The following is a 15,858-nucleotide window of genomic DNA, read 5'->3' as shown; positions in this document are numbered from 1 at the left end:
GTTCGAGATGAAGCCACGCAACAGTACGCCGGGCGTGCGCCTGCTTTCGGTATTGGTGGCGTTGGGCCTGGCTGCTCCGGCGTTGGCACAGGCCGTGACCGAACCGGTCACCCAGCCGGCGATCTATCCGACGCCGGTCTCGATCACGCTGGATGGCGCAACCGTGACCTTGGGCCGCTCGGTGGTGCTGGTGGTCGCCCCTGGCGCGGACAAGGCCACGGTGGCGCTGGTGCGCCGCATTCTCGACAGCGCCGGCGTCACCAAGATTGCGACCGCCACACGCCTGCCTGCCGCGCTGGACCGCCCGCACATCGTGCTCGGCACCGGCGATGCGGCAGTGGTGCGCGATGCGCTGACGCGCAGCAAGGCGACCCAGGACACCCATAAGGAAGGCTACACGTTGGCCAGCGTTGCGCTCGATCGCGGCAGCCTGATCACGCTGGCCGGCCACGACGACGATGGCCTGTTCCATGCGGCGCAGACGCTGCGGCAGCTGGTCGAGCGGCCGGCCATCCCGACGTTGACGATCCAGGATTACCCGGCCATGCCGATCCGCGGCACCATCGAAGGCTTCTACGGCGCGCCGTGGTCGATGAGCGATCGCAGCAAGCACATCGATTTCCTCGCCCGCACCAAGGCCAACACCTTCATCTATAGCCCCAAGGACGACCCTTACGCGCGCGATCGCTGGCGCGAGCCGTACCCGAGGGCGACCTTGAAGGCGCTTGGCCAGCTGGCCGCTACCGCCAAGCGCAATCACGTCGATTTCGTCTATGCGATTTCGCCTGGCCCCACCGTGTGCTTCTCCGATCCGGCCGATGCCAAGGCCTTGTTGCGCAAGTTCGATGCGTTCCGTGCGCTGGGCGTGCGCAGCTTCTACGTGGCGCTGGACGATATCGAATACACCAAGTGGAATTGCGAACGCGACAAGACCACCTTTGGCGAGTCCGGCGCGCAGGCGGCCGGTATCGCGCAGTCGCATCTGCTCAATCTGGTGCAGGCCGATCTGGTCGCGCGCCACGATGCGGCCGCTGAACTCATCATGGTGCCGACCGAGTACTACGACGCCAAAGAGAGTCCGTACAAGGAAGCCTTGCGCAAGCATCTTGATCCGAAGATCGTGGTGCAGTGGACCGGCACCGATGTGGTGCCGCCGGCCATTTCCATCCCCGATGCGCGTGCGGCCACCAAGGCGTTCGGTCGCAAGACGCTGTTGTGGGACAACTACCCGGTCAACGATTTCGAAACGTCGGCCGGGCGCCTGCTGATGGCGCCGTATGCGCGGCGCGAGGCGGGTCTGTCGGCCGAGTTGTCGGGCATCGTCTCCAACCCGATGAACCAGGAAGCGCCCAGCCGCGTCGCGGTGATGGGTGTGACCGCGTTCGCCTGGAACGACAAAGACTACGACGCGCAACGCACCTGGCATGCGGCGGCGCGCGATCTGGCCGGCGGCGATGCGCGCGTGGCTGCGGCCTTGCTGACCTTCTTCGACACCCAGCATCTGGCGCCAACCTTTGGCAGCCAGCCGTGGCAGGAACAGGCTCCACGCTTGAAGGCCGTGCTCGATCATGTGCGCGAGGCAATCGCGCTTGGCGATGCGGCAACGCGCACGCAGGCGATTGCCGAACTGGCACGCGCTGCCGACGAACTGGCTGCGGCACCGCAGATCATCCGCGACGGCGTCGCCGACAAGGGCTTTGCCGAGCAATCGCGCCCCTGGCTGGAGGCAATGGAGGATTGGGGCCAGGCCCTGCAGAAGACGGCAGCCGGGCTGGATGCGGCAAATCGCGGCCACACGCAGGCGCCGGCCTTGTTTGCCGAGGCGGCTGCGATCGCCGCCGTCGCAAGCCAGATCCCAACGATTCCCGGCGCCACGCGCTTCGGCGGCCCGGTCAAGCTCGCTGACGGCGTGCTCGACCGCTTCATCGCGCAAGCGCCGCGCTTGATCGCCTATCGCGTGCCGGCGGTTGCCGACTCGGCAGCAGCAAAGTGATGGGGGAGTGCAATAACACAGCGACGCGCATCGGGAATTGCTCGCGTCGCTGTGCCTGCAAATGCGGGAGCGCCATTGCCACTGCATCGCAGCACCCGGCATGGCGCGCTGGAAGGACGTCTGTGCTGCAGATCAAACCGACGACATCAGCGCAGTAGCTGGGCGTAACGGTGTGCCCAGCCGCCGTTAGCCAGCAGCGCTGATCACGCCTTGCCTTTCAAACGCCGATATAGCCGCTTCCAGCCGCTGCGAATCGCATGCACCCAGCGCGGTTCGGCACTGCGGGCCGATTCGTCGGCAGTCGGTGCGATGCCGGCAAGGCGCTGGCGCATTTTCTGAAAATTGGCCACGTCGCTGCGCTGCAGCTGACGCGCCAGCGTGCCGCGCCGCAGCCAGCGCGGAAATCGCCACGCGGAGGTGAAATCGATCAGCACCGGCACGCCGGCACTGACCACCACATTGGTGCCGTGCAGATCGTTATGGGTGATGCCGAACGCATGCAGCCTGCGCAGCGCCTGCTGCAATTGCTGGAAGACCTCCTGGCCCACGACGGTGCTGGCGCTGAGCGTGTCGCCTGGAATGAATTCCATGCCCAGCGCCAGCCCGCCCAGCGTGCCGAGCAAGGCCGGTGCATGCCGCCAACCCTGCAACTGCCGCAGCATCCTGGCCTCGTGGCGCACCATGAGCCGGGCGATCGGCGACAACAGCGTGCGGCGATAGCGGCCGTAGTCCTTGACCACTGCCGGTTGCCCGTTCACATGGGTGCGGTAGACGTCCGGCTCGAGCAGCCGGGTGCCTTGCTTGAGCAGAACGGGAGTGACGAGGTGCAGGCTGGACACGTCCAGCGGCTGGTAGTGCATGGCAGTTCTCCAGACCTTGGCGGCGCGGAGCTGTCACGCGTTGCGCAGGTTCACGGTGATCGCGAGGATCGGTCTGCCCAATTTTAGAACTTGTGAGTATGGAAATTATATTTATTTAACAAATGAAATGTTCCGGGAGTGGAACAGCTTTTGGAATCAGGTGTTTGGCGGACCCCATCAGAATCGGCATGTGCCAGCGAATGCATGCAGACCTGCCACTCCAGGCCACGGTGTCGTCCCGCCAGCGTTGCGTCCTGCCTCAAGACAGGCACTGTTAGCGCAACCCGGCGTGCGGTAGCGGTCACGCCGCTTCTTGACAGCGATTGAGACTCCAGACACTGTGCCGGCTGCGGTCAGGGGGCTGCAGCACGCGTTAACACGGGCACGCTCTTCGAGCGTCGCCTGCATCGATGTCGTACGACATCCAGGTGATGCCGGGTGCGCCTCCGAATGCGACCGCAACTGCGCCACTTCCAGACCCCGTCAGGTGCCACCTGCGTGCGCAAGGATGCGGAAACGATGGAGTACGACTCATGGGGGATGCAATGAAAAGGACCGCAACAGTGCTGTTGGCTTGCACGGCGTTCGGCGTCACGGCTCAGGCCTCGGCGCAGTCGTTGTCGCGCGGCTGGGACAGCTACCGTCAACAGCAAAAGCAGCAGACCGGCACCCAGCGCGCCACCGCGCCTGCAGCGCCATCCTCGCGCCCGGCGCAAGCGGGCGTTGGCGGAGCGCCGGCCGCTGTCGGTGGAAGCGGCGGCCAACCTGGTGCGTCCGGCGGGTTCACTACGGTGACCGAGCAGACTGAGGCGGTGGCAGTTCAGCCTGCCGCTGCTTACCCTGCAGCGCCTGTCCCCGCAGCGCGCTACACACGGGTGGAGGAATCGCGCATTGAAAGGGGCGCGTTCATCGGCGTGCAGCGTGGTCGAGGTGAGGTTTTCAGTGGCTATAAGCAAGACATGCTTGGCCTCAGCGCCGGCTATCGCTGGCGTGCTGGCTCGGTCACGTTGATCGGACTTGAGGGATCGATTGGACGCCTGGAACGCGGCGATACAACCGACGATGTCTTTATCCCCGCAGTGAAGTTTGGCGGCATCGGGGGTACGGCACGTTTCAATTTTGGTGACACTCCGCTGTTCGCGGTAGTCCGCCTCGGCTCATGGTATGCCGAGGTCGCAGACATGAGCGACGAAATCTTTGGTGGTTACGCAAGCCTCGGCCTGGGCGTCGATATCGGCAAGCATGCGAGCGTGAGCGCGATGTACACCAACTACGTCTACGCCAATGACTACTACGACTATGCCCAAGACACCACCATCAACCGTGCAGAGGTACTGAACGCAGTAGTGGAAGTCCGCTTTTAACTAGCAACGGTCGAAGGGCGGGCAGCAGCGCTCGCCCTTCTGGGTCACGCGGCATGCAGCGCGATGCCGCGGACGGCAATCCGTTTGAAGCTGCACCGCAAACGGTCATCGGCATTGCACAGCCATCCATGCGGCTTGCTGTAGTGTCTTGGTCAACGCACTGATTCAGCTATGGGCGAGGGCAGATGGACGCATTGGCGCAGTTCTTGACAGACGAACAGGACCCGGTGGCGGTGGGCAAGATCCTGCCCAAGATCACCGAGTTGCTGACCCGCGACGAGCAGGTCGAGTACATCGCCGTGCAGAAGAAGATGGTGATGAACCTGTCGCCGGATGCGGTGGTGCTGACCAACCGCCGCTTCATCGTGGTCTACCCAAAGCTGCTCGGCATGACCTTCCGCGATTTCCCCTGGCGCAAGGTGCTCGATGTGCACATGAGCGAACAGATGCTCGGAGCCACCATCATGTGCCGCACCACGCAGGGCGCCTACGCATCCATCGACAGCCTGCCCAAGAAACAGGCGCGGCGCGTGTACGCCTATGCGCAGCAGGTGGAAGAATCCGCCTACGAACAGCGCCAGCAGCTGGAGATCGACAAGTTGCGCGCGGCGGCCGGTGGCGTGGTGGTGCATGCGCCTGGTGCGCACGGCGCAGCAGTGCCCTTGCAAGCCAGTGCCGTTCCTGCAATCGACGATCCGGTGCAGGTGCTGAGCAAGCTCAAGCAATTGCTGGATGCGGGGCTGATCACGCAGGACGAATTCGACGCCAAGAAGACAGAGGTGCTGGCGCGCTTATAGCGTGCGCAGGACATCCGCGCATCGGTCGGCTTCAACTACGTCGGCCCATGGATCGCAGTGACGCAGCAACTGACGCGTCCATCGCACGGCGGCGCTGTCGGTGGATCGCCGCGCCAGAAGGCTGCTGGCCGCGCACTGGCCTCACGCTCCAGCAGCGCCGCGCGACCACGGCAGCCTGATCGGTGCGAATGCATCAGCCCGCGCCGTAAGCACGCAGGCCATGTCATTCAGAAAACTAGCAAACCGGCCGGGCTTATCGCCAAGCGGGCGCGGCCGGCTGCCGTAACCCGCCACGTCCATCCAAGCGCCGCGATTCAACGAATGTCGTCTGCGCTTTTTGCCGGCGATGCTCGGCCAACCGCGATTACTCGCCCAGCGCCTTGGCCACGAACGGCGGCGCAACCAGCACGCCGGTGTGCAAATGGGCGGTGTAGTACAAGGTGTCGAAGCCCTTGGCCTGCGCGTCTGCTTGGCGGAAGGCGAAATCGGCGTTGGCCTGCTTGCTGGCCATGGTCACGCTCCACCAGCCGGTGGGGTAGCACGGCTGCGGGAACGGCAGGGTCTTGAACGACTGGAAGCCGGCCTTGCCCATTTCGGTGCGCATTTCGTTGATCAGGTCCAGCAGCGCCAGCGGCGATTCGGACTGCTGCACCAGGATGCCGTCGTCCTTCAAGGCTTTGAAGCAGCTTTCGTAGAAGGCCTTGTTGAACAGGCCCTCGGCCGGGCCGACCGGGTCGGTGGAATCGACGATCACGATGTCCACGCTGCCGGCCGGGCAATTGGCCATATAGGCCACGCCGTCGTCGAACAGCAGTTCGGCGCGCGCGTCGTGGTTGGCATCGCACAGCTCGGGGAAATACTTCTCCGACATGCGGGTGACCTGCTCATCGATATCGCATTGGGTGGCGCTTTCCACGCCCGGGTGCTTGAGCACCTCGCGCAGCGTGCCGCAGTCGCCGCCGCCGATGATCACCACGCGCTTGGGCGCGGGGTGGGTGAACAGCGCCGGGTGGCTGATCATCTCGTGGTAGAAGAAATTGTCGCGGCTGGTGAGCATCACCGCGCCATCGATCAGCATCAGCTTGCCCCAATCGGTGGTCTGGTAGATCTCGATCTTCTGGAACGGGGACTGCACCTCGTCCAGCTTGCCGCTGACGCGGAAGCCGATCGCCGAGCCGGTCGGCTGGAAGTGTTCGATGTACCAGTTGTCGTTGGTGCTCATGCGGACGTCCTAATCGAAAAGAAGCGGGCAGTTCCTTCTCCCGGCGGGAGAAGGTGGCGCAAAGCGCCGGATGAGGGTCGGGTGCAGCCCCGTGCAGTCAAACTGCACGGCGGCTGACCCTTGCTCGGCCCCGCTCCAACCAGGAGCGGGGCGTGAAGTCGGCGCGGATTGTAACGGACCCTGCGCATGCCAGGCGTTACACTTCACGCCCTTTTTTATTCCAGCCGAGACAGCGAAATGAGCGATTGGTCCCTCGACCAAGCCCGCAAGACCTATTCGATCCCGCATTGGGCCGACGGGTATTTCGATGTGAACGCTGCCGGACACGTGGTGGTCACCCCGACCGCCGATGGCCCGGCGGTGTCGCTGCCCGAGGTGGTGGATGTCGCGCGCGCAGCCGGTGCCAAGCTGCCGCTACTGGTGCGCTTCCCGGACATCCTGGGCCAGCGCCTGGGCAAGCTGCAGGCAGCGTTTGCGCAGGCGCAGTCGGAGTGGGACTACGCCGGCGGCTATACGGCGGTGTATCCGATCAAGGTCAACCAGCATCGTGGCGTGGCCGGCACCCTGGCCGGTCACCACGGTGAGGGCTTCGGGCTGGAAGCGGGCAGCAAGCCCGAGCTGATGGCGGTGCTGGCGCTGTCGCGTCCGGGCGGGCTGATCGTGTGCAACGGCTACAAGGACCGCGAATACATCCGCCTGGCGCTGATCGGCCGCAAACTCGGCCTGCAGACCTTCATCGTCATCGAAAAGCCCTCCGAACTGACCCTGGTGCTGGAAGAAGCACGCGCGCTGGACGTCAAGCCCGGCCTGGGCGTGCGCATGCGCCTGGCCTCGCTGGGCGCGGGCAAGTGGCAGAACAGCGGTGGCGACAAGGCCAAGTTCGGTCTCTCGCCGCGCCAGGTGCTGGACCTGTGGAAGACCCTGCGCGACACCGAGTACGCCGACAGCCTGAACCTGCTCCATTTCCATATGGGCTCGCAGATTTCCAACGTGCGCGACATCGCCAACGGCATGCGCGAGGCCACGCGCTATTTCGTGGAGCTCTCGCGCCTGGGCGCAAAGATCAGCCATGTGGACGTGGGCGGCGGCCTGGGCATCGATTACGAAGGCACGCGCTCGCGCAGCTATTGCTCGATCAACTACGGCCTGCACTCGTACGCCAGCAACATCGTGCAGCCGTTGGCCAGCGCCTGCGAAGAGCATGGCCTGGCTCCGCCGCGCATCGTCACCGAGTGCGGGCGCGCAATGACGGCGCACCATGCGGTGCTGATCGCCAACGTGTCGGAAGTGGAGCAGGCGCCTGAAGGCCGCGTGCCGGATGCGCACGACGATGAGCCGGCCGCGATCCGCCACCTGCGCGAGATCCATGACGAGCTCGATGTGCGCCCGGCGGTGGAGCTGTTCCAGGAAGCCCAGCATTTCCATGCCGAAGGTTTGAGCGCGTATGCGCTGGGCCAGATCGACCTGCCGCAGCGCGCGCGCATCGACGATCTGTTCTACGCCATCGCACATGGCGTGCGCGCACGCCTGAGCTTCGATGAAAAGAGCCATCGCCCGGTGCTGGATGAGCTCAACGAGCGGCTGGTGGACAAGTACTTCGTCAACTTCAGCGTGTTCGAATCGATCCCGGACGTGTGGGCGATCGATCAGGTGTTCCCGATCGTGCCGATCGAGCGCTTGAACGAAGCGCCGCAGCGGCGCGGCATCATCGCCGACATGACCTGCGATTCCGACGGCATGGTCAAGACCTATGTCGAGAACGAAAGCCTGGACAGCTCGCTGCCGCTGCATGGTTTGAATGCCGGCGAGAGCTATCGCATCGGTTTCTTCCTGGTGGGCGCCTACCAGGAAATCCTGGGTGATATCCATAACCTATTCGGCGATACCGATGCGGTGGAAGTCGTGGTGAATCGCGATGGCTATCGCATCGCACAGCAGCGCCGCGGCGATACCACCGACGTGATGCTGGACTACGTGGGCTATCAGCTGGACACGCTGCGTGCCACCTATGCCGAGCGCATTGCTGCCGCAAATCTGTCGCCCGAGCGGGCGCAGGAACTCGGCGCTGCGTTGGAAGCGGGGCTGACCGGCTACACCTATCTGTCCGACGAGCCGCTGGGCTGATCCGCAGTACGCTGCGGCTGGGCCGCAGCGCTGGCTGTGCGCGACATGGCCCATCTTGCACGCGCTCCTGCCGCGAGCGCCGCTTGCAGCAGCAGGGACATCACCGACATGGACGCTGCAGGTTCTGCAACGCGTCGATGCGCCATCGCGCCGACGTCGGGTGCGATCTCGCACTTCAAGTCGACCTGCTTCGTCGCATCGAGCAAGAGCGCCTGCGCTTACCTTGCGCGACGCCGTCGATCGGTTCGACTCACGCTTTTCGCGCGTTTGTGCTGCATGCCGATGACAATCAGGCGACCATCGCGTGATCGTGCGCTTGTCGAGGCAGACGCGTTGAACGCGTCTTTTTTCTCCTGAAGTGATTTGCCGAATAACCTAATTCCGACAACGCTGATTTGGAATTGGTCTTATTCAATGCGGCTTTTTATCTGCCGTGGTGCGCGCATATTTGTCTTGAAGCCCATGCGTATCGTCGGCCATGCCCTACGCCGGATGCGGCGCGGAAATTGATCGGATGTATGCATGCAGAACACTAGTTCAAATCACACTTCAGTGAAAAAATTTTAGGTATCACGCGATTTCCGTGATTTTTTGCACGGTTTCGGCCCCGCGCGAATTGTTAGTGTTCGTTTAACTTGTCGGGATACAAGTGCTTCAACGAGTCACCCGCACACCGTTGTTCGATTGTGCGAGTCGCTGTGCTGTGCGTCTTCATCATGCGTTTCCATCGCGTATTACCGGCAATTGTCGGTGGTCGGCGGTGTTTCTTACCCCTCGTTTTCTTAGGCCAGGTGCTGATTCGGCGTCCATCGACCGTATGACGGTTGAGGGGTGTCGACGGACTGCGCGCCACACCAGAAGGATGCACGCAATGCACGCTGACGCCTCTCCCGTTTTTCCCCTGACCAAGGCGCAACGTGGCCTTTGGGTGGCCAACAAGTTGCATACCGACAACACCTTGATGTTGGCCGAAGTATTGGAAATGTTCGGCCCGCTCAATCCCCAGGTGCTGATCCGCGCCAGCATGCAGCTGACGCACGAGTTCGATACGCTGCGCCTGTGTATCGTCGAGCGCGAGGGCGTGCCTTCGCAGGTGGTCTTGCCCGCGTACAACGGCACGATTCCATACTTCGACGTCAGCTCAGATCCTGCTCCGCGTAATGCCGCCGAACATTGGATCGACGAAGAAATCCGCAAGCCGGAAGATCTGCAGAACGGGCCGTTATGGCATTGCGCGGTGTTCCGTCTTGGCGAAGATCATCATCTGTGGGTGCAATGCGTGAGTCATCTGGTGATGGACGGCTATTGCGCGTCGATCATGATGCAGCGCATGGCCGTGCTCTATAACGCCTACCTGGCCGACGTGGAGCCTGCGCCCGCGCAGTACGGCAGTGCACTGTCGCTGCTCGAAATGGAACAGCACTATCGCAACTCCGATCGGTTCCAACGCGATCGCGAGTATTGGATGCAGCAGTTGGCCGATCTGCCGCCGCCGGCGACGCTGGCGCGGCCGGGCAATCAGCTGTCCACCGGGTTGTTGCGCGGCACCGGGCAGTTCTCGCCGCAGCAGGTGGTGCGTCTGCGCGCGCTGGGCAAGGAGTACGGCGCCAGCCTGCCGCAGATGCTGATTTCGCTGATTGCCGCGTACTACTACCGCTGCACCGGTGCCGAGGATCTGGTGCTGGCGATGCCGGTGACCGGCCGCATCAACGCGCGCTACCGGCAAACCGCAGGCCTGGTGGCCAACGTGATTTCGCTGCGCCTGAAGATGGATCCGCAGCAGCCCATCCATACCTTGTTCGCGCAGGTGTCGTCGGTGGTGCGGCATGCATTGCGCCATCAGCAATATCGCTTCGAGGACGTGCGCCGCGATCTGGGCATGTTCGGGATGGAGCAGAAGTTCGCGCGCCTGGCGGTGAACATCGAGGCCTTCGACTACACCTTGCGCTTCGGCGAGGCGTACGCGGTGCCGCATAACCTTTCCAACGGCCCGGCCGACGACCTCACCATCTTCTGCTACGAACGCGGCGATGGGGCAGCGCTGCGTTTCGATCTGGATGCCAACCCGGCGCTGTACGACAGCGAGGAGCTGGCCGAACACTGCCGTCGTCTGACCCATCTGGCCGACGCGGTATTGGCCGATCCGGAATGCGCGCTGGGCCAGGTCGATGTGCTCGGCGATAGCGAGCGCCGGCGTTTGCTGCATACCTGGAACAACACCGCAGCGCCGCTGCCGGAACCGGCCACGCTGTTGCACGGCATGCTGCAACGCGCCGAGTTGATGCCTGCGGCCTTGGTGGCGCAATACGACAACCGCACGCTCGACTACGCCACGCTGTGCGAGCTTGCCTCGCGCATCGCTGCGCAATGGGTGGCCGATGGCGTGCGCCCTGGCGATGTGGTCGCGGTGGCGTTGCCGCGCAGCGAACACTTGCTGGTGGCGTTGCTGGCGGTGATGTGGAGCGGGGCGGCGTATCTGCCGCTGGATCCGGAGAGCCCGGCCGCACGCAACCGCCAGATGCTCAACGATTCCGGTGCCATTGGCCTGGTCTGCGAGCCAGCGCTGTGCGAGCGCTATCTGCTCGGTGGCATGGTCTGGCTGGATCCGCGCCCGGCCGTGTTGCCGGAGGCAATCGCACCGCTGGCGACGCCCGACGGCACCGCGTACGTGCTGTACACCTCCGGCTCCACCGGTGCGCCCAAGGGCGTGGAGATCAGCCATCGCAACCTGTTCAATTTCCTGCATGCGATGGAACACGAGCTGGCATTGCGCCCGCGCGACCGTGTACTGGCCGTCACCACCATCACCTTCGATATCGCCGGGCTGGAGTTGTACCTGCCGTTGCTGGTGGGCGCGCGCGTGGTCATTGCACCGGCCGGTATCAGCCACGACCCGCGCGGCCTGTCGCGGTTGATCGCCGACGAACACATCAGCGTGGTGCAGGCCACGCCATCGCTGTGGCGCATCCTGCTGGCCAATGAGGATCTGGTGCTGGATCGCATTCATGCGTTGATCGGCGGCGAGGCATTGGTGCCGGAACTGGCCACGCAACTGCTCAGCCGGGTGGGGCGCCTGACCCAGTTGTACGGGCCTACCGAAACCACGATCTGGTCGACCATCATGCCGTTGCAGCTGACCGATGCCGCCGCACCGCCGATCGGCAGGCCGCTGCTCAATACGCGCGTCTATGTGCTGGATGCGCAGCGGCAACCGCTGCCGACCGGTGCGATCGGCGAGCTGTATATCGGTGGCGCAGGCGTGGCCAAGGGCTATCGCGGCAAGCGCCAGCTGACCAGCGAGCGCTTCATGCGCGACCCGTTCGCCGACGACGGCAGCAGCATGTACCGCACCGGCGACCGCGTGCGTCAACGCAGCGATGGCCTGCTGGAATTCATCGGGCGCGCCGATGCGCAGCTGAAGATCCGCGGACATCGGGTGGAGCCGGCCGAAATCGAAAGCGCCCTGCTGTTGCATTCGCAGGTGGCGCAGGCGGTGGTGGTGGGCCACGGCGATGGCGATGGCGAGCATGCCTTGCAACTGCTGGCCTATGTGGTGGGCAAGCACGGCAACGCGCCGTCGATCGAGTTGTTGCGCGCGCATCTGCAGCAGCGCCTGCCGGCATCGATGATTCCCACCCTGTGGGTGCCGCTGGAGGCGTTGCCGCTGACCCCCAACGGCAAGCTGGACCGGCGCGCGTTGCCGGCGCCTGGCGCATTGCCGCAACGCGCGCACCTGGCGCCGCGCGATGCGCTCGAACGCCAGCTGGCAACGATGCTGCAGGAGGTGCTGGGCATCGAAGTGGTGGGCGTGGACGACAATTTCTTCGAGCTTGGCGGCGATTCGCTGCGTGCGGCGGAAATGGCCGCGCGTTTCCCGCAGATGTTCGGGGTGGAACTGCCGCTGGGCACGTTGTTCCATGCGCCGACGATCGCCGGCCTGGCCGAGGTGATCAAGCGCAGCGCACACACGCCCAACGACCCGTTGAGCGTGCTGCTGCCGCTGCGTGCAGGCACCGCCGGCAGCACGCCGTTGTTCTGCATCCATCCGGTCATCGGTCTGGGCTGGTCGTATCTCACCTTGCTGGGTCAGCTGGATCCGCAGTGGCCGGTGTATGCGCTGCAATCGCCGGGCTTGAGCGACCCGCAGCACCGTCCGGAGAGCATCGAGGCGATCGCGCGCGATTACCTGGCGCGTCTGCGCAGCGTGCAGCCGAGGGGGCCTTACCGTCTGCTGGGCTGGTCGCTGGGCGGTTTGATCGCGCACGCCATCACCGCCGAATTGCATGCACTGGGCGAAGAGGTCGAGGTGTTGGCCATGCTCGACAGTTACCCGCATCTGGAACAGGCCGCAGCGTTGTCGGAATCGGAGAACGTGCGCGCCTCGGTGCACGCGTTGGCCTTGCATCTGGCGCCGGGCCAGTCGATGCCGACCACGGTCGCCGAGCTGGCGAGCCTGTTGTGCGATCACTACGGGCTGAACGAATTGCCTGCGGTGCGCCAGTTGCTGGAGCAACGTCCCACCTTGCTGGACGATCTGGGCGCCCTCACCCAGCATCACCTGCAGCTGGCGCGGCGTCATCGGCCCAGGCAGCTGGACCAGGATGTGGTCTTTGTCGAAGCGAGCGTGCGCATGAGCTCCGGCGGCGACGATGCGCTGTGGGTGGATTACCGTCCCCAGGCGTGGCACCCATACGTGCGTAACCTGCAGCTGCACGTTCTGGACAGCGACCACCATTCAATGCTCTCGCCGACGCATGCGGCCACGCTCAGCACCTTGCTGCACGCGGCCACCGCAGAGGCCACCCGGGCTGTGCGGCCGGTGGGACAGGCCGGCCGTGGCGCGGTCGCCGGCGACGGAGTGACCGAATATGCCTGAGTCCAGCGCCGATCCGTTACGCCAGCGCCCGGTGGTGATCGCCACCCTTGGCACGCATGGGGACGTGCGCCCGATCATTGCGCTGGCCCTTGGCCTGCAGCGGCGCGGTTATCCGGCGCGGGTGCTGACCAGTTCCAACTTCGAGTCGTTGATCCGTGCGCACGGCCTGGAATTCTTCCCGCTCAGCGGCGATCTCCAGCAACTGTTGCACGACCATCCGGACGTTGCCGAGATGCGCGGTGCCCCTGGCATCTTGCGCAAGAAGTTGCTGGAGTGGGCGCGCGATTGGCCCGCGCAGGGCCGCGCGGCGTGTGCCGATGCCGGCTTGATCCTGGGCGTGGGCAGTGCCAGTTTCCTCGTCCATAGCCTGGGCGAGGCGTATGGCGTGCCGGTGGCGTTTGCGCAGTTGCAGCCGCTCACCGAGTCGCGCCACCTGCCGTTGATGCTGATGCCCAACCTGCGTCTGCCGGGACGTGTCAACGTGGCATTGCATCGCCTGATGCGCTTTGTCGGCTGGCAGCTGATGCGGCCGGCCTTCAACGATATCGTGCGTCCGGCGTTGGGGCTGCCGGGATATCCGTGGAGCGGTCCGGATCGCAGCGCACTACGCGTGATCTACGGCTATAGCGCGCACGTGTGTCCGCGTCCGCCGGACTGGCCGCAGAGCGCGCAGGTGTGCGGCTTCTGGCAGCTGCCGCTATCGCAGTGGCAACCGCCGGCCGCGCTGCAGGCGTTTTTGCAGGCCGGGCCGCCGCCGCTGTATATCGGCTTCGGCAGCATGACCAGCAGCGCGGTCGCGCAGCTCACTGCCACGGTCAAGGCAGCGGTGCGACTGACCGGGCAGCGCGCGTTGCTGGCCAGCGGCTGGGGCGGTCTGGGGGCCGGGGACGCCGCTGTCGCCGATGATGCCGAGCGCTTCTTCCATCTGGAACAGGCACCGCACGATTGGCTGTTCCCGCGCGTGGCGGTGGCCGTGCATCACGGTGGCGCCGGCACCAGCGGTGCCGCGTTGGCGGCGGGCATTCCCTCGGTGGTGCTGCCCTTTGGCTACGACCAGTCGTTCTGGGCCCATTGCCTGGCCCAGCGCGGCGTTGCGCCGCCAGCGCTGGCGCGTGCCGGGCTGCAGCCCGAAGCCCTGGCCGCTGCCATCCGGCAGGCGGGCACGCCGGCCATGCGTGCGGCTGCGCGCGCACTCGGTCAACGGATCGGCCAGGAAGACGGCGTCCGCAATGCGGTCGATCAGCTGGAAGCCTGGCAATTGCTTGAACCCGCGGCAGTGACGCCTGCGGCGGCCGTACGGACCACACAGCACGCCATCGCATAAGCATGGCGATGCTGCGCATCCGCCGCAGCGCTGATGCGCGCACTGCGGCGCGGTGGAAGCAGTGCGTGGTTGGCGGCGACGCCCTGCGCGCTGCCTGCATGCGGCACAATCGGGCTCCCTCGGTTGATCTGGCCCGCATGCGCTATCCCGCTTTGGACCTGTTGCGTGGCATCGCTATCGTCTGGGTGATGCTGTTCCATTCGTTCGTGGTCGGCGGGTTGGGTCCGGACTGGGAATGGCTATCGCGCTACGGCTGGATGGGGGTGGACCTGTTCTTCGTGCTGAGCGGCTTTTTGATCGGCACCCAGGTGCTGACCCCGCTGTCGCGCGGCAAGCCACTGGACTTCGCCGATTTCTACCTGCGCCGCGCATTCCGCATCCTGCCGGCGTTTTTGGTGGTGTTGGCGATCTACATGGCATGGCCGGGTTTTCGCGAATCGCCCGGGCTGGCGCCATGGTGGATGTTCCTCACCTTCACCTTGAATCTGTTCGTCGATTACGCCGAGCAGGCGGCGTTCTCGCACGCATGGTCGCTCTGTGTGGAAGAGCATTTCTATCTGGTGTTTCCGTTGCTGGCCACGTTGTTGTTGCGGCGTCCATCGGCGGCACGCGTGGTCGCGGTGTGCGTGGCGGTGGTGGTCGCCGGCATCGCGTTGCGCACTAGCGTGTGGCTGCACAACACGGCGCTGGATCAGATCGGCAGCGGCCAGCAGCGCAACTGGTTTGTCGAAGATCTCTATTACCCCACCTGGAACCGGCTGGACGGTTTGCTGGCCGGTGTGGTGCTGGCAATGACGAAGGTCTTCCGCCCCCGCACATGGCAATGGCTGCAGCAGCGCGGCAACACCTGGGCGCTGGCCGGTGTGGCCATGCTGGCACTGGCGATGTGGTTGTTCCGCGAGCGCACCGGTTTGATCGGCAACGCGGTGGGCTGGCCGGTGCTTTCGCTGGGGCTGGCCTTGCTGGTATTGGCAGGCACCGCGACCGACAGCGCACTGGGCCGGCTACGCGTGCCGGGTGCCGCCTGGTTGGCCGCCATTTCCTACAGCGTGTATCTGACCCACAAGGCGATGTTCCATGTGACCCAGGGCTGGCTCGGCGCCACGCTGGACGGCCGTGGTGTCCTGGCCTTTGCAGTGTATGGCGTGGTGGCGCTGGCGGCGGGTGCGCTGCTGCATTACGTGGTGGAACGTCCGTTCCTGCAGCTGCGCGGCGCGTTGCTGCGGCGGCGCGCAGCCGTGCGCCGCGATGCCGAACGTGCGTGATGCGATGGTTGCGGAGAACGGCGAGCGTGCACG

General features: G+C 64.9%; 10 protein-coding genes. 8 read left to right on the top strand and 2 right to left on the bottom strand.

Annotation, left to right across the window (positions count from 1 at the left end; all coding sequences use genetic code 11):
* The first annotated feature begins 7 nt into the window (after positions 1–7).
* Positions 8–1,993 carry a glycoside hydrolase family 84 protein gene (locus tag HLH45_RS02640; protein ID WP_008574843.1) on the top strand — a complete coding sequence of 662 codons (1,986 nt, stop codon included), beginning with the start codon at positions 8–10 and terminating at the stop codon, positions 1,991–1,993.
* A gap of 203 nt (positions 1,994–2,196) precedes the next feature.
* Here the strand turns inward: HLH45_RS02640 and HLH45_RS02635 are convergent, their stop codons facing one another.
* On the bottom strand, positions 2,197–2,853 hold the full coding sequence (locus tag HLH45_RS02635) for an RIO1 family regulatory kinase/ATPase domain-containing protein (RefSeq protein ID WP_008574844.1): 657 nt from the start codon (positions 2,851–2,853) through the stop codon (positions 2,197–2,199).
* A gap of 545 nt (positions 2,854–3,398) precedes the next feature.
* On the opposite strand from HLH45_RS02635, the gene HLH45_RS02630 reads away from it, so the two are divergent.
* Together HLH45_RS02630 and HLH45_RS02625 are read left to right on the top strand one after the other, a co-directional pair.
* Complete coding sequence (locus HLH45_RS02630; protein WP_008574847.1) at positions 3,399–4,217, top strand: hypothetical protein; 819 nt, start codon at positions 3,399–3,401, stop codon at positions 4,215–4,217.
* Between the two features lie 185 nt (positions 4,218–4,402).
* Positions 4,403–5,014, top strand: a complete 612-nt coding sequence (locus HLH45_RS02625; RefSeq protein ID WP_008574850.1) for a PH domain-containing protein — start codon at positions 4,403–4,405, stop codon at positions 5,012–5,014.
* Positions 5,015–5,378: 364 nt separating this feature from the next.
* Here HLH45_RS02625 and speE read toward each other — a convergent pair whose 3' ends face one another.
* A complete protein-coding gene (gene speE, locus HLH45_RS02620; protein WP_008574851.1) occupies positions 5,379–6,236 on the bottom strand; it encodes a polyamine aminopropyltransferase in 858 nt (285 codons plus the stop codon).
* A 237-nt stretch (positions 6,237–6,473) separates the two neighbouring features.
* Between speE and speA the strand changes: the two genes are divergently transcribed.
* From speA to HLH45_RS02595, 5 genes are all read left to right on the top strand, one after another.
* Positions 6,474–8,360, top strand: a complete 1,887-nt coding sequence (speA, locus tag HLH45_RS02615) for an arginine decarboxylase (RefSeq protein WP_008574854.1) — start codon at positions 6,474–6,476, stop codon at positions 8,358–8,360.
* Between the two features lie 137 nt (positions 8,361–8,497).
* Positions 8,498–8,668, top strand: coding sequence for a hypothetical protein (locus HLH45_RS02610; RefSeq protein WP_008574856.1), 171 nt, complete (start codon positions 8,498–8,500; stop codon positions 8,666–8,668).
* A 563-nt stretch (positions 8,669–9,231) separates the two neighbouring features.
* Complete coding sequence (locus HLH45_RS02605) at positions 9,232–13,236, top strand: non-ribosomal peptide synthetase (protein ID WP_033478898.1); 4,005 nt, start codon at positions 9,232–9,234, stop codon at positions 13,234–13,236.
* Positions 13,229–14,560, top strand: a complete 1,332-nt coding sequence (locus tag HLH45_RS02600) for a glycosyltransferase (protein WP_008574859.1) — start codon at positions 13,229–13,231, stop codon at positions 14,558–14,560. The genes HLH45_RS02605 and HLH45_RS02600 overlap by 8 nt, the downstream gene beginning before the upstream one ends.
* Before the next feature lie 137 nt (positions 14,561–14,697).
* On the top strand, positions 14,698–15,825 hold the full coding sequence (locus tag HLH45_RS02595; protein ID WP_033478901.1) for an acyltransferase family protein: 1,128 nt from the start codon (positions 14,698–14,700) through the stop codon (positions 15,823–15,825).
* Positions 15,826–15,858: the final 33 nt, after the last annotated feature.

Source organism: Xanthomonas euvesicatoria (assembly GCF_013112235.1).
Taxonomy (GTDB): Bacteria; Pseudomonadota; Gammaproteobacteria; order Xanthomonadales; family Xanthomonadaceae; genus Xanthomonas; species Xanthomonas euvesicatoria.
This window is presented reverse-complemented; position numbering and strand designations above follow the sequence as displayed.